The 22,669-nt window shown below is 73.6% G+C and carries 22 protein-coding genes and 1 riboswitch; of the genes, 14 read left to right on the top strand and 8 right to left on the bottom strand.

Features of this window, described 5'->3' with window-relative positions:
• The first annotated feature begins 157 nt into the window (after positions 1 to 157).
• On the top strand, positions 158 to 1,291 hold the full coding sequence (locus MTQ01_RS20655) for a glycoside hydrolase family 5 protein (protein WP_247492212.1): 1,134 nt from the start codon (positions 158 to 160) through the stop codon (positions 1,289 to 1,291).
• Between the two features lie 99 nt (positions 1,292 to 1,390).
• Here MTQ01_RS20655 and MTQ01_RS20650 read toward each other — a convergent pair whose 3' ends face one another.
• The 4 genes from MTQ01_RS20650 to MTQ01_RS20635 all read right to left on the bottom strand — a co-directional run bounded on the left by MTQ01_RS20650 (position 1,391) and on the right by MTQ01_RS20635 (position 4,351).
• Positions 1,391 to 2,035, bottom strand: coding sequence for an NUDIX hydrolase (locus MTQ01_RS20650; RefSeq protein WP_247492211.1), 645 nt, complete (start codon positions 2,033 to 2,035; stop codon positions 1,391 to 1,393).
• Positions 2,036 to 2,107: 72 nt separating this feature from the next.
• Positions 2,108 to 2,914 carry a hypothetical protein gene (locus MTQ01_RS20645; RefSeq protein WP_247492210.1) on the bottom strand — a complete coding sequence of 269 codons (807 nt, stop codon included), beginning with the start codon at positions 2,912 to 2,914 and terminating at the stop codon, positions 2,108 to 2,110.
• A gap of 146 nt (positions 2,915 to 3,060) precedes the next feature.
• Positions 3,061 to 3,567, bottom strand: a complete 507-nt coding sequence (locus MTQ01_RS20640) for a SigE family RNA polymerase sigma factor (RefSeq protein ID WP_247492208.1) — start codon at positions 3,565 to 3,567, stop codon at positions 3,061 to 3,063.
• 127 nt (positions 3,568 to 3,694) lie between these two features.
• Entirely contained in the window at positions 3,695 to 4,351 is a 657-nt protein-coding gene (locus tag MTQ01_RS20635; protein WP_247492207.1) for a hypothetical protein, read from the bottom strand.
• 275 nt (positions 4,352 to 4,626) lie between these two features.
• Positions 4,627 to 4,743, top strand: a riboswitch (cobalamin riboswitch).
• Between the two features lie 161 nt (positions 4,744 to 4,904).
• Between MTQ01_RS20635 and MTQ01_RS20630 the strand changes: the two genes are divergently transcribed.
• The 6 genes from MTQ01_RS20630 to MTQ01_RS20605 all read left to right on the top strand — a co-directional run bounded on the left by MTQ01_RS20630 (position 4,905) and on the right by MTQ01_RS20605 (position 12,999).
• Entirely contained in the window at positions 4,905 to 6,467 is a 1,563-nt protein-coding gene (locus MTQ01_RS20630; protein ID WP_247492205.1) for a prenyltransferase/squalene oxidase repeat-containing protein, read from the top strand.
• Positions 6,464 to 7,537 (top strand): hypothetical protein, encoded by a 1,074-nt coding sequence (locus tag MTQ01_RS20625; RefSeq protein ID WP_247492203.1) that lies wholly within the window; start codon positions 6,464 to 6,466, stop codon positions 7,535 to 7,537. The genes MTQ01_RS20630 and MTQ01_RS20625 overlap by 4 nt, the downstream gene beginning before the upstream one ends.
• 86 nt (positions 7,538 to 7,623) lie before the next feature.
• Positions 7,624 to 8,823 carry a CbiQ family ECF transporter T component gene (locus tag MTQ01_RS20620; RefSeq protein WP_247492202.1) on the top strand — a complete coding sequence of 400 codons (1,200 nt, stop codon included), beginning with the start codon at positions 7,624 to 7,626 and terminating at the stop codon, positions 8,821 to 8,823.
• The gene (locus tag MTQ01_RS20615; RefSeq protein WP_247492201.1) at positions 8,820 to 10,508 is read left to right on the top strand and encodes an ABC transporter ATP-binding protein; all 1,689 of its coding nucleotides are present in this window, start codon (positions 8,820 to 8,822) and stop codon (positions 10,506 to 10,508) included. The genes MTQ01_RS20620 and MTQ01_RS20615 overlap by 4 nt, the downstream gene beginning before the upstream one ends.
• A complete protein-coding gene (locus MTQ01_RS20610) occupies positions 10,505 to 11,788 on the top strand; it encodes an ECF transporter S component (RefSeq protein WP_247492200.1) in 1,284 nt (427 codons plus the stop codon). Before MTQ01_RS20615 ends, MTQ01_RS20610 begins: the two co-directional genes overlap by 4 nt.
• Positions 11,788 to 12,999, top strand: a complete 1,212-nt coding sequence (locus tag MTQ01_RS20605; RefSeq protein ID WP_247492199.1) for a prenyltransferase/squalene oxidase repeat-containing protein — start codon at positions 11,788 to 11,790, stop codon at positions 12,997 to 12,999. The genes MTQ01_RS20610 and MTQ01_RS20605 overlap by 1 nt, the downstream gene beginning before the upstream one ends.
• Positions 13,000 to 13,108: 109 nt before the next feature.
• Here MTQ01_RS20605 and MTQ01_RS20600 read toward each other — a convergent pair whose 3' ends face one another.
• The gene (locus MTQ01_RS20600; RefSeq protein ID WP_247492198.1) at positions 13,109 to 13,441 is read right to left on the bottom strand and encodes a cupin domain-containing protein; all 333 of its coding nucleotides are present in this window, start codon (positions 13,439 to 13,441) and stop codon (positions 13,109 to 13,111) included.
• A 131-nt stretch (positions 13,442 to 13,572) separates the two neighbouring features.
• Here MTQ01_RS20600 and MTQ01_RS20595 point away from each other — a divergent pair, with 131 nt between their 5' ends.
• The 3 genes from MTQ01_RS20595 to MTQ01_RS20585 all read left to right on the top strand — a co-directional run bounded on the left by MTQ01_RS20595 (position 13,573) and on the right by MTQ01_RS20585 (position 16,625).
• Positions 13,573 to 14,592 (top strand): hypothetical protein, encoded by a 1,020-nt coding sequence (locus MTQ01_RS20595; protein ID WP_247492197.1) that lies wholly within the window; start codon positions 13,573 to 13,575, stop codon positions 14,590 to 14,592.
• A 185-nt stretch (positions 14,593 to 14,777) separates the two neighbouring features.
• A complete protein-coding gene (locus MTQ01_RS20590) occupies positions 14,778 to 15,971 on the top strand; it encodes an LLM class flavin-dependent oxidoreductase (protein WP_247492196.1) in 1,194 nt (397 codons plus the stop codon).
• A 78-nt stretch (positions 15,972 to 16,049) separates the two neighbouring features.
• Positions 16,050 to 16,625 carry a hypothetical protein gene (locus MTQ01_RS20585; RefSeq protein ID WP_247492195.1) on the top strand — a complete coding sequence of 192 codons (576 nt, stop codon included), beginning with the start codon at positions 16,050 to 16,052 and terminating at the stop codon, positions 16,623 to 16,625.
• Between the two features lie 135 nt (positions 16,626 to 16,760).
• On the opposite strand, the gene MTQ01_RS20580 is transcribed toward MTQ01_RS20585, so the two are convergent.
• Positions 16,761 to 17,825, bottom strand: coding sequence for a LysR family transcriptional regulator (locus MTQ01_RS20580; protein WP_247492194.1), 1,065 nt, complete (start codon positions 17,823 to 17,825; stop codon positions 16,761 to 16,763).
• A gap of 171 nt (positions 17,826 to 17,996) precedes the next feature.
• On the opposite strand from MTQ01_RS20580, the gene MTQ01_RS20575 reads away from it, so the two are divergent.
• The 3 genes from MTQ01_RS20575 (at position 17,997) to MTQ01_RS20565 (ending at position 19,943) form a co-directional block, all read left to right on the top strand.
• A complete protein-coding gene (locus MTQ01_RS20575) occupies positions 17,997 to 18,758 on the top strand; it encodes a sulfite exporter TauE/SafE family protein (protein ID WP_247492193.1) in 762 nt (253 codons plus the stop codon).
• A 155-nt stretch (positions 18,759 to 18,913) separates the two neighbouring features.
• Positions 18,914 to 19,081 carry a hypothetical protein gene (locus MTQ01_RS20570; RefSeq protein WP_247492191.1) on the top strand — a complete coding sequence of 56 codons (168 nt, stop codon included), beginning with the start codon at positions 18,914 to 18,916 and terminating at the stop codon, positions 19,079 to 19,081.
• A gap of 193 nt (positions 19,082 to 19,274) precedes the next feature.
• A complete protein-coding gene (locus MTQ01_RS20565) occupies positions 19,275 to 19,943 on the top strand; it encodes a DinB family protein (protein ID WP_282613956.1) in 669 nt (222 codons plus the stop codon).
• Between the two features lie 208 nt (positions 19,944 to 20,151).
• Here MTQ01_RS20565 and MTQ01_RS20560 read toward each other — a convergent pair whose 3' ends face one another.
• Both MTQ01_RS20560 and MTQ01_RS20555 read right to left on the bottom strand, forming a co-directional pair.
• Positions 20,152 to 20,478 carry a hypothetical protein gene (locus tag MTQ01_RS20560; RefSeq protein ID WP_247492188.1) on the bottom strand — a complete coding sequence of 109 codons (327 nt, stop codon included), beginning with the start codon at positions 20,476 to 20,478 and terminating at the stop codon, positions 20,152 to 20,154.
• A gap of 305 nt (positions 20,479 to 20,783) precedes the next feature.
• Positions 20,784 to 21,371 carry a hypothetical protein gene (locus MTQ01_RS20555; RefSeq protein ID WP_247492186.1) on the bottom strand — a complete coding sequence of 196 codons (588 nt, stop codon included), beginning with the start codon at positions 21,369 to 21,371 and terminating at the stop codon, positions 20,784 to 20,786.
• Between the two features lie 164 nt (positions 21,372 to 21,535).
• Between MTQ01_RS20555 and MTQ01_RS20550 the strand changes: the two genes are divergently transcribed.
• On the top strand, positions 21,536 to 22,573 hold the full coding sequence (locus MTQ01_RS20550) for a 2-dehydropantoate 2-reductase (protein ID WP_247492184.1): 1,038 nt from the start codon (positions 21,536 to 21,538) through the stop codon (positions 22,571 to 22,573).
• Positions 22,574 to 22,669: the final 96 nt, after the last annotated feature.

Here is a 22,669-nt window from a genome sequence, read left to right as displayed (position 1 = left end):
GGGAGTTGGGCGGGGGTCGGTCGAGCGGTGGTCGCTTCCGCCTTCCCTGTGCAACTCGCGCACGCACCTTGACCCTCCGCGATCACCGCCTTAGGTTCAGACCAATCCCCCCGCTTCTCGCAGCCGGGCGTGCCGTAGCCCGGCGGAACGGAGTCTCATGCGCTCCAGCCTCCCCCCACGCCGTCCCGACGCCGTCGCGGACGCAGGGTCCACCGCCGCCCGGCCGCACCGCCGCTCGCGACGCCTCGGTGCGCTGCTCGGTGCCGCCGCGCTGCTGGCGGCCGGCACCTCGGCAGGGCTCGCTGCCGCAGCCGGTGCGGACACTCCCGCGACCGGCAAGCCCGCCGGGCCCGCCCCCGCCGCGGCGGAGGAGGGCACCGCGTTCGCCGAGCACGGCCGCCTGGAGGTCTGCGGCACCAAGCTCTGCGGCGAGGACGGCCAGCCCGTCCAACTGCGCGGCATGAGCACGCACGGCACGCAGTGGTACTCCCAGTGCGTCACCGACGGTTCGCTCGACGCGCTGGCCGACGACTGGGGCGCCGACGTCCTGCGCGTTTCCACCTACGTCCAGGAGGGCGGCTACGAGACCGACCCCGAGGGCTTCACCGACCTGGCCAGCCGCATCATCGACCAGGCCACCGAGCGCGGCATGTACGTGGTCGTCGACTGGCACCAGCTGACCCCGGGCGACCCGAACCACAACACCGAGCGCGCCAAGAAGTTCTTCACCGACATCACCGCGCGCCACGGCGACCAGAACAACCTGATCTACGAGATCGCCAACGAGCCCAACGGCGTCGGCTGGTCGGGCATCCGCTCCTACGCCGAAGAGGTCATCCCGACGGTCCGCGCCGGCGACCCGGACGGCGTCGTGCTGGTCGGCACCCGGGCCTGGTCCTCGCTCGGCCTGTCCGAGGGAGCGGACGAGCAGGAGATCATCAACGATCCGGTCAACGCCGAGAACATCATGTACACCTTCCACTTCTACGCCGCCTCCCACGGCGACTCCTACCTCTCCGCGCTCGACCGCGCCTCCGACCAACTCCCCATCTTCGTGACGGAGTTCGGCACCCAGGACCACGCCGGTGAGGACGCCAACGACTTCGACATGTCCCAGCGCTACCTCGACCTGATGCAGCAGAAGAACATCAGCTGGATCAACTGGAACTTCTCCGACGACCACCGCTCGGGCGCCGTCTTCAAGGAGGGCACCTGCAACGCGGGCGGCCCGTGGGCCGGTCCCGAGGTTCTGAAGGAAGCGGGCGTCTGGATCCGCGACCGGATGAGCTGACCCGGCGGCACCCCGCAGTCGGGACCGTACGGGTACGGGTCGTGCGAGCCCGTACCGGTCCGGCCGTTCGTGCCTGTGCGAGCCGGCCGGCCGGGCCTCTCAGGTCCCGATCAGCGGTGGTGTGTCCGGCGGCCCGTTCGCCAGCAGTTCGGCGAGACGGTCCGGCAGATCGCGGGGGACGAGCAGCGCGTGGACGGCGCGCAGCTCGTCCCCCGTCCACCAGCGGTGCTCGTGGATGCTCAGCCGCTCCTGCGCGCTGAAGCCCCCGGTGTCGATCTCGCAGCGCTCCGTACGCGCCAGGAAGTGCCGTTCGACGAACCGGTGCGGTACGCCGTTCCAGGGCAACACCGGTTCTCTGCGCCAGAGTTCGGGCCCGAGCTCCACATCCGTCAGCCCGGTCTCCTCGCGCAGCTCGCGGAGCGCCGCCTCCTCGTAGCTCTCGCCCGGCTCCACCCCGCCGCCCGGCGGGAACCAGAGCACCTTCCCGGAGCCCTCGGAGACGCTCCGGAAGAGGAGCACCCGGTCCCGGTCGTCCAGCAGCACCACCCGCGCGGTGGGACGCTCCACCGGCTCCGGGGCCGGCTCGGGCCGCTCGCCGCCGTGCCGGGCTGCGGCACCCGGGTCCGTCGGCTCCGGGTCCGTCGGGTCCGTTGCCGCATCCGGGTCCGGTCGGTCCGCGTCGGTTCTGCTCGCGGGCGGGCCGGACGGTGTCGTCGAACCGTCCTGTGCACGAGGTGCGTTCATCGGGCCACCCTAGAGAACACCGCGGGCGCCTCAGTCAGGTCCGGCTCAGCCTGACCGGTCCACCCCGCCCGCTCACGGCTGCCGTTCGCCGTCCGGCGGAGGCGGCCCGGACGTCATGACGTCGAAGACCTCGCCGTCGGCGTCCCGGGCGGTGACGGTGTAGCTGTCGACGCCTTCCCCCAGGCCGGTGTCCACGTGGTAGACGCCCCAACCGGGCCTGCCGGGCAGGGAGTAGAGCTCCGCCGGGAACTCCTCGCCGCCGATGTCCACCGTGATGGTCAGCGGTCCTTCGTGGCGCCAGGCGCCCCACATTCGGCCGGTGGAGCCCGCCGACGAGCCGCTCATGCTGTCGGGGCGGATGTTGTCGCCGATCGCGGGGCTGCGGCGCGCGTCGAGTCGCCCGGCGAACTCCTCCTCGTCGATCTGCCCCGGCTCCAGCAGGTAGTTCTGGGCGCCGGTGGAGAGCAGCGCGAGGCGTCCGCCGCCGGGCACCGGGTACGCCTCGTCGGGCTGAACCACCGTTGGCGCGACGGGAGTCGGAGGCTTCGCGTCACCGCTGTCGGGACGGTCGGTGTCGGCGCCCCGCTCGTCCCGACCGCTGTCGTCACCGTCACCGTCGTCGGCGGTGGAGGTGGCGGACGGCGGCGGCGCCGGTTCGGAGGTGAGCAGCCGCGGGCCCGCGGTGAGGGCCATGGCGATCGTGGCGACGGCGAACACGGCACCGCACGCCGCTGCCCGGCGCCGTGCCCGCCGCGACCTTCCGCGCCGCAGGACCGCCTCCACCGGAGGAGTTCCCGCACGTACGCCGTCCGCCTCACTGCGCAACGCCGCACCGAGCGCGTCGAGTTCGGACCTGTCGGCCCGGTCTTCCTCTTCCATGACGTGCTCCTCCGCTCCGTCCCGTCGCCCCCGCGCGGTGCCGTGCCCGTGCGCGTCCCGCCGCCTTTGGGTGTCCCGTCGTCCCCGCGCGTCGCCGGGTCCCCGCGCGTCGCCGGGGCCGTGCGCGCCATCGTGCTTCCGCGCCGTCACGGCTGTCCCGCCGCCGTCATGGCCGGCAGCTCCCGCCGCAGTCGGGCGAGCGCCTTGGCGGTCTGGCTCCGCACGGTGCCGACGTGTGTGCCCAGCAGCGCCGCCACCTCGCTCTCACTGCGGTCCTCCAGATAGCGCAGCACCACCGTTGCCCGCTGGCGCGGCGGCAGTTGCCGCAGAGCCGCCAACACCACGCCGCGCTCGGCGAGTTGATCGGTGGTGTCCGGGCCCGCGGTGTCCGGCAGGAAGTGGGTGAGCCATTCGCGCAGCCGGATCCGGCGCAGCCTGTCGATGTTCGTGTTGATCATGATGCGCCAGACATAGGCGTCCGGGTCCTGGGACTCCCGCACCCGCGACCACCGGGTGTACGCCTTGACCAGCGCCGTCTGCACCAGGTCCTCCGCGTCCTGGTGGTGCCCGGTGAGCAGGTACGCGGTGCGCACCATTCGCGGCCAGCGGCTGGTGACGAACGACCGGAAGTCGTCCTCCGTGTCTGTCTTCACCCTTGCGCAACTCCACACCTCGGACGTCCGGTCCGTACGTTCGGCACTTCGCGGGCGCTGCCGGGCGCCCGTGCGGCGGGGAGTCGGGCACGCCCCTGTTCCGTGCCCGACTCCCCTGATCCGACTGCTACTTCACGCCACCCCTGGGCGAGTAGGAGTGCCGGGAGAACACTTTGCCGTCCGCGTCCTTGGCGACCACCTCGAAGCTCTTCAGGCCCTCGATGCCGGAGGTGTCCAGGTGGAAGGTGCCCCAGCCGGGGTTGCCGGGCAGCTGCACGAGCTGTGCCGTGTAGCCGATTCCCTCCTCGATGTACACCGTGATCTCCATCGGTGCCTCGGCCAACCGCCAGGCGCCCGCGATGAGTTGGACCTCGCCCTGCTCGCTGCCGACGTGCAGGCTGGTGCTGTCGGGGCGGATGTCGTCGCCGATCTGCTGCTTCGCTCTCTCGACGCTCTCCTCGAACTGCCCGGGAGAGGAGAGGACATAGTTCTGCCGGCCCTCCGGGAGCAGTCCGAGCTGCCAGTCGTCGGCGATGTCCAGCGCCTCGTACGGCTCCAGCTCGATCACCTCCAGTCCGCCGCGCACCGAGGCCGCTCCGTCGACCTGTGTACCGCCGGCCTCGGTTCCGGCGCGTTCGGTCGAGTGGCCGTGGGGGTGGGCGGCGCCGGCGGGGGTGGCGGCGGCGGGGGCGGCGGCGCCGAAGAGCAGTGCGGCGACGGCCGCCGCGGCTGCCGCTCCTCGGACGGCGCGCCGACGGGTGTGGACGGGACGGTGCTCGGTCATCTGCGGACTCCCTGAAGAGGGTGGTGGCCATTGGGTCACCCTTCAGACGTCGCCAACTCCCGCTGTCTATGCCCGCGTTCGCAAAATTCTCCCGCCGGAACCGTTCAGCGGGGTCCGAAGTCCGGTCGTGCACCGGGAGGTTCGCCGGATCACGGCTCGATGTCGGCCGGTCGGCCGCTCTGGCGGGCGGGATGAGGGCGGCTGTACGGTATGGCTTGTTACGTCTGTCCGTGGACAGACAAAAACGGAGGGCGGTGTTCCGCCGTCCGCGTCACACAACTCCATGCGTACATGGCCAGGGGAAGCCGGTGGGAATCCGGCGCTGACCTGCAACCGTGAGCAGCGCAACACCGCTGCGAGTCGGGCTACCTGCCGTGCGACGTGCACTGCTTCCCACTGTCAGGTCTACAGCGTGGAGTCCGGCCCTCCCGGCCGCTACGGACCCCTGCCGCTCCGCCCCGTGCTCTCGCCACGGGACGCGCGCCGGGGTCTTCCGGTGCGACAGGGGGATTCGGCACTCGGTGTGGACCCCGAGTGTCCCGAAGGGGCCCCGATGACCACTGTCAGACCCAGGGCCGCGGTGGCCGCTGTCGCCGCCGCGGCGACCTCGCTGCTGCTCGCCGGATCGGTTCTCACCGCCCCCGCCGCGGCGGCCGGCCCCGCCGAACACACGGACGCCGCGGTCGCGGCGGCACGCTGGCAGGCCGGTGAACTGGTCGACGGCGGGATCCCGGGACTCGGCGCGGGCCCGGACTGGGGCCTGACCATCGACACCCTGATCGCGCTGGAGGCGACCGGCGCCGACCGGGCGGCAGCCGAGCGCGTCACCGAGCAACTCAAGCTGCACGTGCGGGACTACAACAGCAACGACGCCTGGGGCGAGCCCGGTCAGCGCATCGCCGGCGCGACCGCCAAGCTGCTCTACGCGGCCGTCGTCACCGAGTCCGACCCGAGCGCGTTCGGCGAGTACGACCTCCGGCAGGAGACGCTGGACCTGATCGCCGGCCCCGAGGCCGGCCCGGAGCACGGACGGGTCAAGGACCGGGTCGACCCGCCGTCCACCGACAACAGCAACACCTTCGCCCAGGCGCTCGCCGTCCTCGGCCTCGCCCGCAGCGGCGAAGTCCCGCAGAGCACCGTCGACTTCCTCGTCGACCAGCAGTGCTCGGCCGGCGGGTTCCGGCTCTACCCCTACGCCTTCGGCGGCTCCGAGGTCACCGGCGACTGCGACAGCCAGGGCGCGGAGGCCGTGCTCGACCCGGACTCCACCGGCATCGCCGTCCAGGCACTGCTGGCAGCCGCGGACGAGGGCGCGGACGGCGCCGACGCCGCAGCCCGCCAGGGGGTGCGCTGGCTGCTCGAACAGCAGCGCGCGGACGGCTCGTTCGGCGGATCGGGGCCCACGACCGGCTCCAACACCAACAGCACCGGGCTGGCCGGGCAGGCGCTCGCCGCCGGCGGCGAGCAGGACGCCGCGGACCGTGCCGCCGACTGGGTGCTGGAACACCAACTCGCCGCCGACACCGCGGGCAAGGCGGCCGACGACATCGGGGCCGTCGCCTACAACACCGAGTCCCTGGAGTCGGCCCGGACGGACGGGATCGCCGAGTTCCAGCGCGACCAGTGGCGACGTGCCACCCCGCAGGCGCTGCTGGTCACCACGGGCCTCTCGCTCGCCGAGATCGGCACCACCGACCCGGACCCCGGCCCCGGCAACAGCGGCGGCGGCAACGGCGGTACGAGCGGCGGCGGTACGGACAGCGGCGGCGCGGACGGTGGTTCCGAGGGCGGCAGCACCGCGGGCGGCGGCGACACGGCCGCGGGCGGAGCCTCCGCCGGCCCCGGCGGCGACGACGGTACGGGCGGTACGGGCGGCGTCGCCCCGGACGCCGACTCCGGTGCGGTGAACGGCAGTTCGGGCACCAACGCCGGCACCAACACCGTCGGCGGCCACGACCCGGCGGCGAACCCGACGGACGGGAACGGCGCCCTCGCGAAGTCGGGCACCGGCACGCTCCCGTACGCGGCAGCCGCGGTGGTGCTCCTCCTCCTGGGAACGGTGCTCCACCGCGTCACCCGGCAGACCAGGTCCACCGCGAAGGGCGGCCGCGCATGAACCTCCACTCCTCCTCTCCCGACCGCAGGCCGGGCGTCCGCGCCCGCCGCGGGTGGCGCCACGGGCTCCGGTCGCTGCTGCCGGCCTTCGCGCTGGTCGTCGGATCGGCCGGCTTCGGACTGGTCAGCGCGCCCGCCGCGGTGGCGGTCGACCCTGACCGGGGCAGTGCGGGCTTCTGCCCCGACAGCGACGGAGTCACCGTCGTGATCGACTTCCAGGAGCTCGGCGGCACCACGATCGTGCGGTGCGCACCCGGTGACCAGGCGACCGGCCTCACCGCGCTGAAGAACGCCGGCATCCAGATCACCGGCACCAACCGCTGGGGCGAATCGTTCATCTGCCGCATCGAGGGCAAGCCGGGCCCGGACAGCGAGCCGTGCATCGACACCCCGCCCGCCAGCGCCTACTGGTCGTACTGGCACTCGCCGAACGCGGGCAACTGGACCTACAGCCAGTGGGGCGTCACCAACCGCAAGCCGCCGCCCGGCAGCTTCGAGGGCTGGTCCTTCTCCAAGGACAAGACGGCCGACACCAACCCGCCGCCCGGCGTCTCCCCGACCCGTCCGGCCGGCAACGGCTCCGGCGGCTCCGGCGGTTCCGGCGGTTCGGGCGGCAACTCCGCCGGCGGCTCCGGTGGTTCGGGCAGCACCGGCGGCGCGGGGACCGGCGGTACGTCCGGCGGCGGCGACAACGGGTCCCCGTCCGACGGCGGGAAGGCGAACTCCGACGACGGCACCACCGGCACCGCCGGCGCCGCGGAGAAGGACAAGGACGGCAAGGACGACGGCGCCGACAAGGACACCGACGAGGACCGGGACGCCGGGAAGAGCGGCCCGGGCGACGAGCCCACGGCCTCCGACACCCCGCTGGGCGGGGCCGACAAGCAGCCGACCGAAGACGCCGCCTGGACCGGCGAGGGGGACGACGGGCTGCAACCCACCGCTGCCGAGCGGGAGTTGCCCATGGGAACCGCGGCCGGTCTGGGCGCGGTCGCGCTGCTGGCGACCGCCGCCGGCTTCGGCGCCTGGCGCAGGCGCAGGGCTAGCGCGGACACCGGCACACCGGCGTGAGCCGGGCTCCGCACGGCGCGGACCCGCGCCCCGGCCGGGACCGCGCTGTCCGGCCCCGCCTCCTGGGCCCACAGCTGCCGCGCGCCGTGCACCCCGGTGCCTGGTGGCTGTGGGCGCTCGGCCTGGCCACCGCGGCCAGCCGCACCACCAACCCGGTGCTGCTGGCGATGATCCTCGCGGTCGCCGGCTTTGTCGTCGTCCAGCGCCGCACGGACGCACCGTGGGCGCTGGCGTTCCGGATGTACCTGATGCTCGGCGCGTTCATCGTGGTCATGCGGGTGGGCTTCCGGATCGTCTTCGGCGGCGGCCAGGGCGACACCGTGCTCTTCACCCTGCCGCAGATCCCGCTGCCCGAATGGGCGGCGGGGATACGGCTGTTCGGGCCGGTCGCCGCCGAGCAGCTGCTCGGCGGCTTCTACGACGGGCTGCGCCTGGCCACCATGGTCATCTGCATCGGCGCCGCCAACGCGCTGGCCAACCCCAAGCGGATGCTCAAGGCGCTGCCCGGCGCGCTGTACGAGGTCGGCACCTCGGTCGTGGTGGCGCTGACGGTCGCGCCCCAGCTCATCGAGAGCGTCGCCCGGGTGCGTCGGGCCCGACGGCTGCGCGGCGGGCGGCAGAAGGGCATGCGGGCGCTGCGCGGCATCGTCATCCCGGTGCTGGAGGACGCACTGAACCGTTCGCTGGCACTGGCCGCCGCGATGGCCTCGCACGGGTACGGGCGCACCGGACGAGTGCCCGCCCGCACCCGGCTGCTGACGGGCTTCCTGGTGCTGGTCGGACTGCTGGGCGTGTGCGCCGGGCTGTACGGGGTGATGGACTCCTCCACCCCGGTCTACATGGGCGGGCCGCTCCTGGTCGCCGGGCTCGCGGTCGCCGTCGTCGGCTTTCTGCTCGGCGGTCGCCGGGTGCGTCGCAGCCGTTACCGGCCGGACGGCTGGCGAGCGGGTGAACTCCTGGTGGTGGGCGCGGGGTTGGGGACGGGTGCGTTGATGTACCTGACCACCCGCGTCGACCCGGCGAACCTCTATCCCTCGCTGTCCCCGCTCAGCTGGCCCGAGGTCTCCCTGCTGCCGGCCGTCGCCGTCCTGCTCGGCGTCCTCCCGGCCTGGCTCGCACCGCCGCCCCCGCCCACACACCCCACCGGGCCGCCGGCAACCGAAGTCGGACGGTCGACGGCCGGCGCCGGTGCGAACACCGCGCATCGGTACGGGAGTTCACCTCCGCGAGCCGCCGCGGACGGGCCCGCCGACGAGGCCGCGCCCACGAAGGAGAACGTGCAGTGATCCGCTTCGAAGAAGTCACGCTCGTCTATCCGGACGCCGAGCGGCCGACTCTGGAATCGGTCGAACTCGACATACCCGAAGGGGAGTTGTGCCTGATCGCCGGGCCCACCGGGGTCGGCAAGTCCACGCTGCTCGGTGCGGTCAACGGGCTCGTGCCCCGCTTCACCGGCGGTCACCTCCGCGGCCGGGTCAGCGTCGCCGGGCAGAGCACACAGGACGAGCCGCCCCAGGAGTTCGCGCATCTGGTCGGAGTCGTCGGACAGGACCCGCTCGCCGGCTTCGTCACCGACACGGTCGAGGAGGAACTCGCCTACGGAATGGAGCAGTTGGGCGTCAGCGCGGAGGTGATGCGCAAACGTGTCGAGGAGACCCTGGACCTGCTCGGCATCGCTGAACTGCGGCACCGGGCGCTGCGTACGCTCTCCGGCGGGCAGCAGCAGCGGGTGGCCATCGGTTCGGTGCTCACCGCCCACCCCGCCGTACTGGTCCTCGACGAGCCGACTTCCGCGCTCGACCCCACGGCGGCCGAGGACGTGCTGGCCGCGATCATCCGCCTCGTCCACGACCTCGGTACCACGGTGCTCGTGGCCGAGCACCGGATGGAGCGGGTCATGCAGTACGCCGACCGACTGCTGTACCTGCCCGGCGACGGCCGGGTGCTCGACGGCGAACCCGCCTCCCTGATGGCGGAGTTGGGCGGCGGCGTGCACCGCGACATCGCCCCGCCCGTGGTGCGCCTGGGGCGCCTGGCCGGGTGGCAGCCGCTGCCGCTGTCGGTCCGCGACGCCCGCCGGTCGGCCGCCGAGCTGCGTCAGCGACTCGCCGCCCCGCCCGCCGGCCCACCCGCCGCCCTGCCCGCCGGCCCGTCCGCCGCGGGGCGGGGGCGGTCCGCGAGGCCCGAACACAGCGCCGCGGCAACGGTGTTGGAGGCAGCCGCGGTGGTCGTCTCCTACGGTCCCGTCATCGCCGTGCGGGAGGTGGACCTGCGCCTTCAGCCCGGTGAGGTGGTCGCGCTGATGGGCCGGAACGGCTCCGGCAAGTCCTCCCTGCTCTGGGCGCTCCAGGGCTCCGGCCCCCGGCGGTCGGGCAGCGTACGGGTGGCCGGCGAGGACCCGGCCGAGGTCTCCGCCGCCCGGGCGCGCGAACTGGTCGGCCTCGTGCCGCAGACCGCCGCCGACCTGCTCTATCTGGAGAGCGTCGACGCCGAGTGCGCACAGGGCGACCTGGAGTCCGGTGCGCCCGGCGGCAGTTGCCGGGAGCTGCTGGACTCCCTGGCCCCGGGGATTCCCGGCGAACGTCATCCGCGCGACCTCTCCGAGGGGCAGCGGCTCGCGCTCGTCCTCGCGGTGCAGCTCGTCGCCGCCCCCGGAGTCGTACTGCTCGACGAGCCGACCAGAGGGCTCGACTACCGGGCCAAGCAGCGCTTCACCGAGGTAGTGCGCGGCCTGGCCGCCGAGGGGCGGGCGGTGGTGGTCGCCACCCACGACGTGGAGTTCGTGGCAGGGGCGGCCGACCGGGTGGTGGTGATGGCCGAGGGCGAAGTCGTCGCGGACGGCCCGACCGCCGAAGTCGTCGTCTCCTCACCGGCGTTCGCGCCTCAGGTGGCGAAGGTCCTGAGCCCGGGGGAGTGGCTCACGGTCGAACAGGTCGCCCGGGCGCTGAACACCTCGGAGGTGCCCGCGTGAAAGACCGTCCGGGCGAGCGCCCGTCCGCCGTACGCCCGTCCGTCGAGCGCCCGTCTCCCGAGCGCCTGTCCGCCGAGCGCCCGTCCGGTGCGCTGGCCGAAGCGTCGCGGCGTCGCGGCGAGGGCACCGCACCACCCCGGGCGCGGGCGCCGGAACCCGGCCCGCGCTTCCCTCGCGGCCACCGGGTCTCCGCCATCAGGATCAGCCTCCGCACCGCCGCGGTGCTGACGCTCGCGAGCGTCGCCGGCCTGGCCATGTTCTTCTGGCCGCTCTTCGCGCCCCCGCAGCCGGAGGCGATGGCGCACTCGGCCGACGCGCCGCTGATCTTCATCGTCGCCATGCCGGTGATCCTCGCCGTCGTGCTCGCCGAGCTGTCCTCGGGCGGCATCGACACCAAGGCGCTGGCACTGCTGGGCGTCCTGTGCGCGATCAACGCCGGACTGAGGCCGCTCGGCGCGGGAACCGCGGGCATCGAGACCGTGTTCTTTCTGCTCGTGCTCGCCGGACGGGTCTTCGGGCCCGGATTCGGCTTCGCGCTCGGCTCGTTGTCGCTCTTCGCCTCGGCACTGCTGACCGCGGGCGTCGGCCCCTGGCTGCCGTTCCAGATGATCGCCTCCGCCTGGATCGGACTCGGCGCCGGGCTGCTGCCGCGCCGGGTGACCGGACGCGCAGAGATCGCGATGCTCGCCGCGTACGGGGTGGTGGCCGCGTACCTCTTCGGCTTCATCATGAACATGTGGTTCTGGCCGTTCACGGCCGGAATCGACACCCAGCTGTCCTTCGACCCGGACGCCTCGGTGCCGCAGAACCTCCACACCTTTCTGATCTTCACCCTCGCCACCTCCACCTTCGGGTGGGACACCGGGCGGGCGCTGACGAACCTCGCGGCCATCCTGCTCGTCGGCCCGGCCGTGCTCGCCGCGCTGCGCCGCGCCGCCCGCCGGGCCGCCTTCGACGCGCCGGTCAGCTTCGGTCCCGCCGTCGCACCGACGGCAGCACCGGGGTTCGCCGGCACTCCCGCAGCAGCCGCGGCGCCAACTCCCGCAACACCCGGGCCCGTTCGCCGGATCGGACACCTCCGCCGGCTCGGACGCCTCCGGCTCCGGGCACCGTCCGAAGCCCCTCGGCCCGCCACCGAACAGCGTGCCCCCGCCGAACTGCACACCCGCACCGAACTGCACACCCCCGCCGAACAGCCACCGCGGGAGCAGCCGGCGTCCGCCGATCGGGCCGACCCGTCGCCGCTTCCGCCGCTCGCATCCGAGAAGGAGACCGGCTGATGACGCAGCCATCGACCACCGCCCCGCGCCGTCCGTGCGCCCGACTCACCGCCCGGGCCACGGCGTTGGTGCTCGTCGGCGCATTCGTGCTCGGCGGCACGGGCTCGGCAACCGCCCACGCCGCAACGGCCGCCCACGCCGCAACGGCCGCCCGAGCCGGGCTCTCCGTACCCGCCGGAACGGCCGCACCTGCCGGGTCCGTCGGCGTTCCGGCGGCGGCGCGGTTGGAGTCACCGGCCACCGCGGCGGCCACCTGGGCGGCCTCCCGACTCACCGACGGCAGCCACGCCTCCGGCGATCACGGGCTCACCGCCGACCTGGTGCTCGCGTTCGCGTCCACGTCCACCGGCGGGCGCACGGTCGCCGCCGCCGGGGACTGGCTGGAGGAGGGCGCCGAGGAGTACATCAGCCGCGGGGTGAGCGGCGACGTGAACGCGGGCGCGACGGCGAAACTCGCACTGGTGGCGGGGGTCGACCGCGCGAACCGCGACGCGGAGGACTTCGGCGGCGTCGATCTCCTCGCCACGCTCCGCGCCCGGCTCCAGGACGACGGCCGGTTCACCGACGACACCGTCTCGGGGGACAGGTCCAACCAGTTCACCCAGTCTCTGGCGGTGCTGGCCCTGGTCCGCGCCGGCGAGGCACCCGTACGGGCCGTCGACTTCCTGGCCGACACCCGCTGCGCGGACGGCGGTTACCCGCTCTCGCTCGGCTCCGACCCCGACCGGTGCACCGCGGACGTCGACAGCACCGGCATGGCCGTCCAGGCATTGCTCGCCGCCGGGCGCACCGCCGACGCGACCCCTGCCCTGGATTGGCTGGAGTCCCGCCAGCACGACAGCGGCGGCTTCGACTACGCCGGTACGGGCGCGACGGCCGCCAACTCCAACAGCACCGCCCTCGCCGTCCAGGCGCTCTCCGCCGGCGGCCGAACCGCCGCCGCGGACATCGGAGTCGGCTGGCTGCACGGCGTACAGCTCGGCTGCGACGCACCCGAGGACGAACGCGGTGCGGTCGGCTACCTCGAACCCGTCGTCGACGGTGCCGCGCTGCGCGCCACCGCACAGGTCGTGCCCGCCCTCGCGGGCAGAGCGCTCGGCGACATCGACAACGCGGACACCGTGCCCGAACTCGCCGAGATCACCTGCCTGCCCGCCGCTGCCGCCCCCTCCGTGCCGACGGCGCCCCGCAACGGTCCCACGGACCGCTGAGCGGGCTCGGCGACGGGCGGCCGGACAATCGCCGCGGGCCGGCGGCAACCGCGTCGGCGGACCGGTGGCCCGTCGAAGGGCGACGCCGGGTCCGGGGTGAGGGCGGAGGTCAGCCCGGTTTGGCGACGGTGAGCAGGACGACCGAGTCCTCCAGCGCCTCCAGACCGTGCCGTTCGCGCGGGACGACCAGCAGGTCGCGTGCGACCCCGTCCCAGGCGGCCGACTCGCCGCGCAGCCGTACGCGACCCCGCAGCACCAGCAGCGTCGCCTCGCCCGGACTCTCGTGCTCGGTCAGTTCGCGGCCCTCCAGCAGGGCGATCAGCGTCTGCCGCAGTACGTGCTCGTGGCCGCCGTAGACCGTCTTCGCGCTGCGCCCGGAGGCGGCCCCGCCCGCGTCCGCGAGCAGTTCCCTGCCCTGTGCCTCCAGCGAGAACTTCTCCATCCCCCGAGTGTGCGAGCGCCCGGCCCGCGGCGCGAGTCGGAGCCGTACCCCGCGCCGGGCCGGCCGCCCGACGCCGGCCACGGCCCGACCCGCGGCGCCGGTTGTCAGTGGGGCGTGGCAGAGTCGGCGACATGCTGGAGATCACGGTGGAAACCGAGCGCGGGGAGCGGCTGGAGCACGTCTCCGCCGAGGAGTTGGGCCGGCTGGTCCGGCGGATCGGCGCGCGTGCGGACCGGTTTCTGGTGCTCGGCCGCACACCGGAGCAGGCCGGGGTGTTCGCCCAGCTCTGGCACGAGTCCGGAGGCGCATACACGCTGGAGCACCGCGAGGGCACGGCCGACCGCCACTTCCGTACCTCGGTGGACCGCCCGGAGCCGGTGGTCGCCGCCCTGGAGGGCTGGGCGCGCCGCTCACCGGGATGGGACACCGGCCTGGAGTGGACGCCCCTCGAAGCGGACGCCACCGAGGCCCGCAGACCCGAGAGCCCCGACGCGGTTCCCGCATCCCCCGACGATCCCGCAGCGCTCGACGACCCCGATGAACCGGACGACCCCGACGATCTCGACGCGCTCGCCGCTTTCGACGATCTCGACGCCGAGGAGCGCGAGGAGTTGGAGGAGCGCATCCGTGAGGCGCTGGTGGCGGGCTACACAGACCTCGACGACCTGCTGGACCTCGTAGAGGAGCATCTGGAGGAGGAGCTCGACGACTCGCTGCCGGACGGCGCGGCGCAAGCGCTGGTCGAGCGCAGATGGCGGGAGCGGCTCGCCGAGCAGGCCGGTTGGCGGGGCGAGACGGACCCCGAGCGGCTCACGCGTGCCTTCGTCGCCCTGGAGGCTGCGGGCATCACCGCCCGGGAGCACTTCACCTGCTGCCGCACCTGCGGGAACGCCGAGATAGGCGCCGAACGCGCCCCAGGCAGCCGTGGGTTCGTCTACTTCCACACCCAGTCCACCGAGCGCGCGGCGGGCGGTGGCGGGCTGACGCTCCACTACGGCGGCTTCGACGGCTCGGAGAGCACCACCGTCGCCGTCGGCCGGGAGATCGTCGCCGCGGCGGAGTCGGTCGGCCTCACCAGCGACTGGGACGGCAGCCCGGACCGGGCCATCCTGCTCTCGCCCCTGGAGTGGCGTCGTCGACTGGAGGCGTGAGCCCGAGGCGGGAGCGGCCCGGCTGCCCCTCCCCGTCCCGAGCGAGCCCTGTGACCCGTTCTACAGCGGGCGACGCCTCGGGTGCGGAATAGGGATGCCGCACCCGGTGGTTGGCCCGGTGTAGTCGCGCGCCCGGGGAGTGCCTGTGCCGCGCGCCAGGGCGCACCAGCGGAAAGGAAGGCCAGATGGCCGGCACCGACGACAGGAACAGCAGCGATGCCCCTCGCGGAGCCGAGGAGCGCGGAGCGGGCGGGGAGCCCGTCACGGGCGGGCCCGCCCAGGGCGAGGACCGGGTGCGGGGCACCGCACACGGCAGCGCTCCGGTGCCGCTCTCCGTGCTGGACCTGGCCACGGTGGGCGCCGGCAGCACCGCGGGCGAGGCGCTGCGCACCTCGGTCGACCTCGCCAGGCTCGCCGAGCGGCGCGGCTTCACCCGCTACTGGGTCGCCGAGCACCACTCGATGCCGGGTATCGCGAGCAGTTCACCCGCCGTGATCCTGGGGCACCTCGCCGCGCACACCACCAGGATCCGTCTGGGGTCCGGCGGGGTCATGCTGCCCAACCACGCGCCGCTGGTGATCGCCGAGCAGTTCGGGACCCTGGAGGCGTACGCGCCGGGCCGGATCGACCTCGGGCTCGGGCGGGCACCGGGCACCGACGGAGCGACCGCCGCCGCGCTGCGCCGTACCGATCGGCTGCGCGAGGGCGCGGAGGACTTCCCGCAGCAGCTCGCGGAGTTGACGCGCTTCCTCGACGACGACTTCCCCTCCGGCCACCGCTACCACCGCATCCACGCCGTTCCGGGGCCGGTGCAGGGCACCTCGCCCGGTGGGGTGCAGTCCTCCGACCGGCCGCAGATCTGGCTGCTGGGGTCCAGCGGCTTCAGTGCGCAGCTCGCCGGTTCGCTGGGGCTGCCGTTCTCCTTCGCGCACCACTTCTCCGCGCAGAACACCGTCCCGGCGCTCGATCTCTACCGCGAGTCCTTCCGGCCGTCGGCGATCCTCGACCGGCCGTACGCGAAGATCGGTGTCGCGACCCTCGCGGCCGAGGACGAGCGGGAGGCCAGGCGCCAGGTGATGACCGGCATGCTCTCCATGATCCGGCTCCGCCGGGGCAACCCGGGTCTGGTGCCGACCCCCGAGGAGGCCGAGTCCCACCCCTACACCGATGGTGAACTCGCATACGCCGAAGCCTGGTTGGGCAATGTCGTGCACGGCACGCCGGACCGCGTCCGGGAGGGGCTGGACGAGCTGGTCAAGCGCACCGGCGCCGACGAGCTGATGCTCACGGTCAACGCCCACAGCGCCTATGCCCGGCTGCGTTCCTACGACTTGATCGCCGACGCCTACGGCCTGCCCAGGCTCCCCACCGCCCCCTGACCGGAGCGGCGCCGGAGCGGCGCCGGGGCCGAGGACGGTCCGGGGCCGTTCGGGGCGGGCCGTGGCTACGCTGACGGCGTGACGGGGGAGAGCGGCGAGCGGGAGACCGAGCGGGCGGTCTGGCGGGCGGCGGTGGCGCTGCTGCCCGAGGCCGAGGTGGCGGCGGTCGAGGAGTGGGCAGACATCGGCGAGCAGGAGGCGGCCATCGAGGCCGCGATCCGCGGGCTGTGCGCGCACGGCGTGGCGATCGGCGGGGAGCTGCGGGCCGGCCTGTCGGTGGTCGCCGAACTCTGGGGCTGCCGACAGGCGTTGGCGGACCGGCTCGACCGGTGCGCGGGGGCGGCCGACGACGTTTCGACTCTTCGGGTGTTGCCGCCGAGTGCGGTCGAACCGCTGCCGATCGAGGAGAGCGTCGTACAACGGGCTGCTGCGGGCGGGGAGTTGGCGCCGGAGGCGGGTACGGCCGTGGTGCCGTGGATCGTGTGCGAGGAACGCGGCTGGGCGCTCGACCGGTTGCACGTCCGCGAGCCGTGGGGCGAGCTCTCCTTCCACGCCACCGGGTACCTGCTCCGCCGGCCCGCGGAGCCCGAACAGGCGCTGTTCCGCGGCCCGTTGGACGCCTGGAACGCGCTGCTCGCGCTGCGACAACGTTGAGCCGCCCGCCCGTCTGCCCCGCTAACCACCTGCCTGCCTGCCTGGCCACCTGCCCGCTCGCCCCGTGACTCCTGATGCGCCGCCCCGTGACTCCTGATGCGCTCGTACGCGCCCGCCCGCGGACGGGCGGTCCGTTCACCGCTTCCGGGCAGACCCGCCGCCACCTCCGCCGCCGTCCGGGCCGTCCCGGTCGTCGGTCCCCTCGGTCCCGCCCGCCCCGCTGTCGTGTCCGCCGCCGTGCCGGTCTTCGTCGTGGCGGAAGGGCGGTTCCGGTTCGGCGCGTGCGGCACGGCGGATGTGGTCGGCGAGGGCGTCGACCGTGGCCGAGACGGACGTCGAGGCCCCCGTCGCGGTGTCCGCGTCGGCGGGCGGCGCGGAGATCCCGCGCGCGAGCAGATGGGTGCGACGTGCCCACGGCTCGCGCAACTCGCAGATGTCCAGGGGCAGATCGGACCCGACGGTGCGTCGTGGCACGACGGCCAGGCCCACCTCCGCCAGTACGAGTGAGACCACCGCGCCCAGCCCCGCGACCGTGGTGCGGTAGCGGGGCGCCACCGCGTGCGGCTCCAGATGGGCCTCGATCCAGCGGCGCAGTGACGAATCGGGGTTGAGGCCCACCAGGGGATGCTCGGCGACCTCGTCGTGGGTGAGCGCCGAGCGCCCGGCCAGAGGCCCGCCGCGGCGGCCGATGACCACCAGCGAGTCGTCCCCCAGGACCTCCAGAGAAGCAGCGCCCTCCCGCACCTCGTCGTCCAGCACGATCCCGAGGTCGACCCCGCCCTCGGCGAGGCGGCGCATCGTGTGCGGCGTACGGCTCTCCGAGGCGGTGACATCCACGTCCGGATGCTCCCGGAGGAAGGAGGCCAGTGCCCGGGGGACGAGCCGGTGCATCGCCGAACCCCCGGCCAGCAGGGTCAGCGGAGCCGTCGACGGCCGTACGTAGCCGGCCACCGCGCTCTCCAACTCCGCCGTGCGATCCAGCACTTCGCGTGCGTAGCGGGCCAGGGTCGAACCGGCGGGTGTGGGACGTACGCCCCGCCTGCCGCGCACCAGCAGCTCGACCCCGGCGTGCCGCTCCAGCGCGCGCATCCGGGCGCTGGCCGACGGCAGGCTCAACCGCATCCGCCGCGCGCCCGCGGTGATGGAGCCCTCGGTGACGGTGTGCAGGAACAGCCGCAGATCGTCCAGGTCGTACCGCATCGGTCAGCCTCTCCCCGGTCCGCGCCGCCGGCGCTCTCCCGGCCGCCGTCCTCGGGGCCGTACCCGGCGCTGTCGCCGACCCTCGTGGCCGGTCAGCCTCTGCTCCAGCCTAAGGCTGAGTTCGGGGATTGCGCATTGTGCGGCTCCGCTCCCCAGAGCGATCCTCGGAGAGTGGATGTCACGGTTGCGGTCCTGCTCGCGGGCCTTCTTTCCGGTGCGCTGAACGCGGTTGGCGGCGGCGGCACCTTTGTCGCGCTGCCCGCGCTGGTCGCCTTCGGGGTGCCGCCGGTGGAGGCGAACATCGTCTCGCGGATCGCCCTGACGCCGGGAGCCTGTGCCTCCGCCTTTGTCAGCCGCCGCGAAGCCGGGCTTGGCACGGCGGTCTCGACCCGGTCCCTGACCGTCACGAGTGTGCTCGGCGGGGCGGTCGGTGCGCTGTTGCTGCTGACCCTCCCCTCGGCGTCCTTCGACGCGGCCGTGCCGTGGCTGCTGGCGTTCGCCACACTGCTGCTCGCGCTCGGCAACCGGTTGCCCCGGATGCTCCGCGCGCTCGTCGGTCGGCCCGTCCGCATGAACCAACCCGCCCTGCTCGCGGCGCAGTTCGTCCTCGGTGTCTACGGCGGATACTTCGGCGGAGCCGTAGGCATCCTGATGCTGTCGCTGTGGAGCGTGGGGCTGGGGATCGACGCAGCCACCAGCAATCCGGCACGCATCGTGCAGCTCGCTGCGATGTACCTGAGCGCGTCGGCGCTCTTCCTGCTCGCCTTCGGTGTCCGGGGCAGTCCGACGCTGCTGCTCGCACTGCTGGTGGGCGCCGTCGTCGGCGGATACGGGGGCGCGCACCTCGCCCGCCGCCTCTCGGCCGTGTTCCTGCGCCGCACCGTGCTGCTGATCGCCGCGACCACCACCGTCCTGTACTTCCTCGGCCGCTGACCCGCTGACCCGCTGACCCGCTGACCCGCTGACCCGCTGACCCGCTGACCCGCTGACCCGCGCCGCCGGGTTCCGTCGGCCGACACGGCCCGACGGGTCCGTCCGAGTCCGCTCGGCGAACCGGGCGGCGGCCACCATCGCGAAGGAGAAGGCACATGGAAACCACTCCGCCGACCACTGCCCGAGCGCTGCTCTCCTTCGCCCTGCGTGCCTGGATGCTGGTCGCGCTCTTCTGGCTCGCGGGCGCCGAACTTCCCGCCGTGTGCTGCTCGTTCGCCGCCCTCTGGCTCACTCTCTCCGCCTTCCGCGAACCGCGCGCCTGACCGGCGAACCCACGTGCGGCACGCCGTGCGCACCGGCCCTGTGAAGGTGCGTGCCGGCGGCCTTCGGCGCCGCGAAAAGCAGTCGCGGCTTGCCCGGGCGGTCGCTAGCCTCCGCCGGGCGGCTGCGAGGGCGTGGCCGCGGGAGGAGCGGACCGTGAAGACGAAGGATGTACGACCCGAGCGACTGCGTCTGATGCTCGACCAGTTCGACCGGGCCAGGGAGATGGCCGAGCTGCGGCTCACCGGACTCGGCGACGACGAGTACCTGTGGGAGCCGGCGCCCGACTGCTGGTCCGTCCGTCCGCGTGGCCTGGCACGCACCCCGTGTGCGTTCGGCCCGGGCGAGTGGCTGCTGGACCGGGAGGTGCCGGACATACCGGGGAGCGAGTACCAGGAGGTCGCCCGGCAGGCCGAGAGCGGGATGAGCGTCGAGAAGATCGCGCAGGACTGGAGCGTGAGCGTCGAACGCGTCCGCGAGGTACTGCGCCACACCGGTCCGGTGGAACCCGATGTCGCGCCGTTGACCACCATCGCCTGGCGGTTGGGGCATCTGCACGTGCAGTTCGAGGGCAGCTGGGAGTGGACCTTCGGCGAGCGGCGCCGCGACCCCAGGCTGATGGTGGACTTCACCCCCGACGCCTTTCTGGCCGTCACGCGCTTCTGGGCGTCCGTCGATCGCTGGCGGGCCGCGGCCGAGAACGTCACCGACGAGCAGTTGGACACCGTCGGCTTCTCCCGCTATCCGTACTCCTCCGACGCCGACGAGCGCTATGTCGATGCCCTGTGGGGCGTCAACCTCGAACTCATCCACCACATGGCCGAGATCGCACTTCTCCGCGACCTCTGGCGCACCCGCCGGTAGCCCCGGCCCGTCGCCCCACCCCGGCCCGTCGCCCCACCCCCGCGCGTCCGACGCACTGCGCGTCGGACGCACCGTGCGTCGGACGCACCGCGCGGAGAGAGCACGGGAGTGCGGAGACGTACGGCCGGTGCGTACGTCGGCGGCTCCGTGCCGTCCGGGGTCCGTGCAGTCCGGGGGTCCGTGCCGTCCGCCTGTGCCTCGCGGGTCGTCAGCTCTCGCCCCACTGCTGCCGCAGACCGGGGGTGTCCAGGTCCTCCTGCACGACATCGGCGGCGAACAGGGTGGCGGCGAAGTCCGGTGGGTTCTCCGGGGGATGCTCGGTGGCGTCGATGATCCGTGTGCTGCGCTCGTAGGGGCGGCCGACGACGCCGCGCACTTCGATGACGACCTCCGCCCACACCCCGCGCCCGTCCTCGCGCAGCTCGAAGCTGCGCAGCGTGCCGAGGTCACCGGCGCGCAGTGCGAACCGGATCTGACCCTGCGCGACCTTCTGGAAAACGGCCAGATAGTAGGCGTACCGCTCGGTCAGCGACATGCAGTTTCCTCCGCGCTCTTCCCCGTTGACGCCCTCGCACCGATGGGCCCGGAGACGGCGAGGATGCGACGGATTGAACCCGGCACATCGGACGGTGTCCAGAGGGCCTGCGCCCGGCAATGGCACCGCGTGCCGCGTCACCTGCACCGATCATGCATCGGATTCGCAGCTTGCCTCGGACAGCCCGACGACCCGTACGGCCCCAGTGCCGCCGGAGCCGCCGAAACGCAGCCGGTGATACGGCCGACCGGGCGCCCGTCAAACACTCCAGGGCCCAACAAGCCCTGGAAACAGGGTAGTTGACCCTAGACCGGGAGCCCGCGACGGCTCCGCTCCGCGGTGTAGAAGCGGTGGTGGACCTCTTCCGGGTCGGGGTCGGGGGTGAGCAGCTCCAGGTCCTCCGTCGAGGATCCCGGCACGGATATGCCGAGCGCCGCGAGCTCCGAGGCCAGGCTGAGGTAGGTCTCGTCGTCGTCATAGGCGATCTCGTCGAGGCACGCCTCGACGAAGCTCCGCCCGGCAAGCGTGCGGTACGAACCCTCCGAGTCGACCATGACGATCGGCGTGGGCGCTCCCGGCGACTGGTCGGGGTGGTGCCAGTAGCCGATGCAACCGCTGTTGTCGTCGACGGCGACGACGCTGACGTACGGGGCCATCTGCTCGAACGCGGCGCAGTTGGCCATGATGTCGGCGTTGGCGCGGTCCTGCTCGGTCAGATAGCTGACGTCCGTCAGCGGGTGCTGCGCGTCCGGCTCCAGGAGCGTGATGCCGTACTCCTCCAGCGGATGCCGCCCGCTCTGCTGCCGCGCCGTGCCGAGGGCCCGCAGATCGCTCGGCACCTCCCGACCGCCCAGCCGCTCGCGGGCGAATCGCTGCCACCACTCCTCGGTCACGACCACTCCTCCACGGCGCCCCCGGCGGCGGAACATCCGCCGCCACTCGTTGTTGCTCCAGGCTAGGACCCGGCACTGACAGCCGGCCGCGCTCCGGCCCGCCGCCTCGGCGCGCTCGGTCCCCGGGGTGGGAACGGCGGGCCGGCTGGGAGAGGATCGGCGGCATGGCAGACGGTGAAGCGATGGACGCGGGACGACGGTTGAGGATCGCCGTGCTCGGCGCCGGCAGCGTGGGGTGCCAACTCGGCGGCCGGCTCGCGCCGCACGCCGAGGTGACGCTGATCGGACGGGCCGCCGCGATGGCCGTGCTCGACGAGCGGGGGCTGCGGCTGACCGGTGGCGGGCAGCCGGAGACACTGGTGGAGCCGGGCGGCGTACGCACCGCGACCGGCCCCGAGGCGGTCGCGGGCGCCGACTTCGTCCTGGTGACGGTGAAGTCGGCCGGCACGGAGGCGGTGGCGCGCGAGCTGGCGCCGCATCTGGACGACGGCACGGTCGTCGTCAGCTTCCAGAACGGGCTGCGGAACGCGGAGACGCTGCGGTCGGTTCTGGGTGCCGAGCGGACGGTCGTGGCGGGGATGGTCCCGTACAACATCGTGCAGACCGAGCCCGGCACGTACCACCAGGGCTCGGGCGGGGAGTTGTTGCTCGACGCCGGGCCCGACGCGGCGCCGCTGGCGGCGCTGCTGCGCCGGGCCGGGCTGCCGGCGCAGCAGCACCCCGACATGCGCGGGGTGCAGTACGCCAAGCTGCTGATGAACCTCAACAACGCGCTCAACGCGCTCTCCGGCCTGCCGCTGCGCGAGCAGCTCGGACAGCGGGACCACCGCCGCTGCCTGGCCGTCCTCCAGCGAGAGGCCCTGGCCGCCTACCGGGCCGCCGGCATCCGCCCGGCCCGACTCGGGCTCGTCGCACCGCGGTTGACGCCCACCCTGCTCGGGCTGCCGGACGGAGTGTTCCGGCGGGTCGCCGCCTCCGCGCTCGCCATCGACGAGCAGGCCCGCAGCTCCATGTGGGAGGACCTCCAGCGCGGCCGGACGACCGAGATCGACAGCCTTCAGGGAGAGATCGTCACGCTCGCGGCCCGCCACGGGCAGCGAGCCACCGCCAATGAACGCCTCATCGCCCTGGTCCGCGAGGCCGAGAGCGGCGACGGCCGCACCCGAACGGGGGCCGAACTGCTCGCCGAACTCACGCGCTGAGCAGTCGGTTTGAGCGGTCGGTTCGGGCGGTCGGTTCGGGCGGTCGGTTCGGGCAGGCGGGCCGGGCCCGTGCAGCCGTCGGGCCGGGTACGGCGG

It is taken from the genome of Streptomyces sp. XM4193 (assembly GCF_023072595.1).
Lineage (GTDB): Bacteria > Actinomycetota > Actinomycetes > Streptomycetales > Streptomycetaceae > Streptomyces.
Note: the sequence above shows the minus strand (reverse complement) of the source record. Positions and strands in the feature narration are given on the sequence as shown.

What these genes read in the sequence shown, in the direction of transcription:
- MTQ01_RS20570 (WP_247492191.1), top strand. Translation starts at nt 18,914, where the DNA reads ATGGAAACCACTCCGCCGACCACTGCCCGAGCGCTGCTCTCCTTCGCC.
- MTQ01_RS20605 (WP_247492199.1), top strand. Translation starts at nt 11,788, where the DNA reads ATGACGCAGCCATCGACCACCGCCCCGCGCCGTCCGTGCGCCCGACTC.
- MTQ01_RS20625 (WP_247492203.1), top strand. Translation starts at nt 6,464, where the DNA reads ATGAACCTCCACTCCTCCTCTCCCGACCGCAGGCCGGGCGTCCGCGCC.
- MTQ01_RS20630 (WP_247492205.1), top strand. Translation starts at nt 4,905, where the DNA reads ATGACCACTGTCAGACCCAGGGCCGCGGTGGCCGCTGTCGCCGCCGCG.
- MTQ01_RS20650 (WP_247492211.1), bottom strand. Translation starts at nt 2,035, where the DNA reads ATGAACGCACCTCGTGCACAGGACGGTTCGACGACACCGTCCGGCCCG.
- MTQ01_RS20565 (WP_282613956.1), top strand. Translation starts at nt 19,275, where the DNA reads ATGCTCGACCAGTTCGACCGGGCCAGGGAGATGGCCGAGCTGCGGCTC.
- MTQ01_RS20600 (WP_247492198.1), bottom strand. Translation starts at nt 13,441, where the DNA reads ATGGAGAAGTTCTCGCTGGAGGCACAGGGCAGGGAACTGCTCGCGGAC.
- MTQ01_RS20550 (WP_247492184.1), top strand. Translation starts at nt 21,536, where the DNA reads ATGGCAGACGGTGAAGCGATGGACGCGGGACGACGGTTGAGGATCGCC.
- MTQ01_RS20590 (WP_247492196.1), top strand. Translation starts at nt 14,778, where the DNA reads ATGGCCGGCACCGACGACAGGAACAGCAGCGATGCCCCTCGCGGAGCC.
- MTQ01_RS20595 (WP_247492197.1), top strand. Translation starts at nt 13,573, where the DNA reads ATGCTGGAGATCACGGTGGAAACCGAGCGCGGGGAGCGGCTGGAGCAC.
- MTQ01_RS20635 (WP_247492207.1), bottom strand. Translation starts at nt 4,351, where the DNA reads ATGACCGAGCACCGTCCCGTCCACACCCGTCGGCGCGCCGTCCGAGGA.
- MTQ01_RS20645 (WP_247492210.1), bottom strand. Translation starts at nt 2,914, where the DNA reads ATGGAAGAGGAAGACCGGGCCGACAGGTCCGAACTCGACGCGCTCGGT.
- MTQ01_RS20655 (WP_247492212.1), top strand. Translation starts at nt 158, where the DNA reads ATGCGCTCCAGCCTCCCCCCACGCCGTCCCGACGCCGTCGCGGACGCA.
- MTQ01_RS20560 (WP_247492188.1), bottom strand. Translation starts at nt 20,478, where the DNA reads ATGTCGCTGACCGAGCGGTACGCCTACTATCTGGCCGTTTTCCAGAAG.
- MTQ01_RS20580 (WP_247492194.1), bottom strand. Translation starts at nt 17,825, where the DNA reads ATGCGGTACGACCTGGACGATCTGCGGCTGTTCCTGCACACCGTCACC.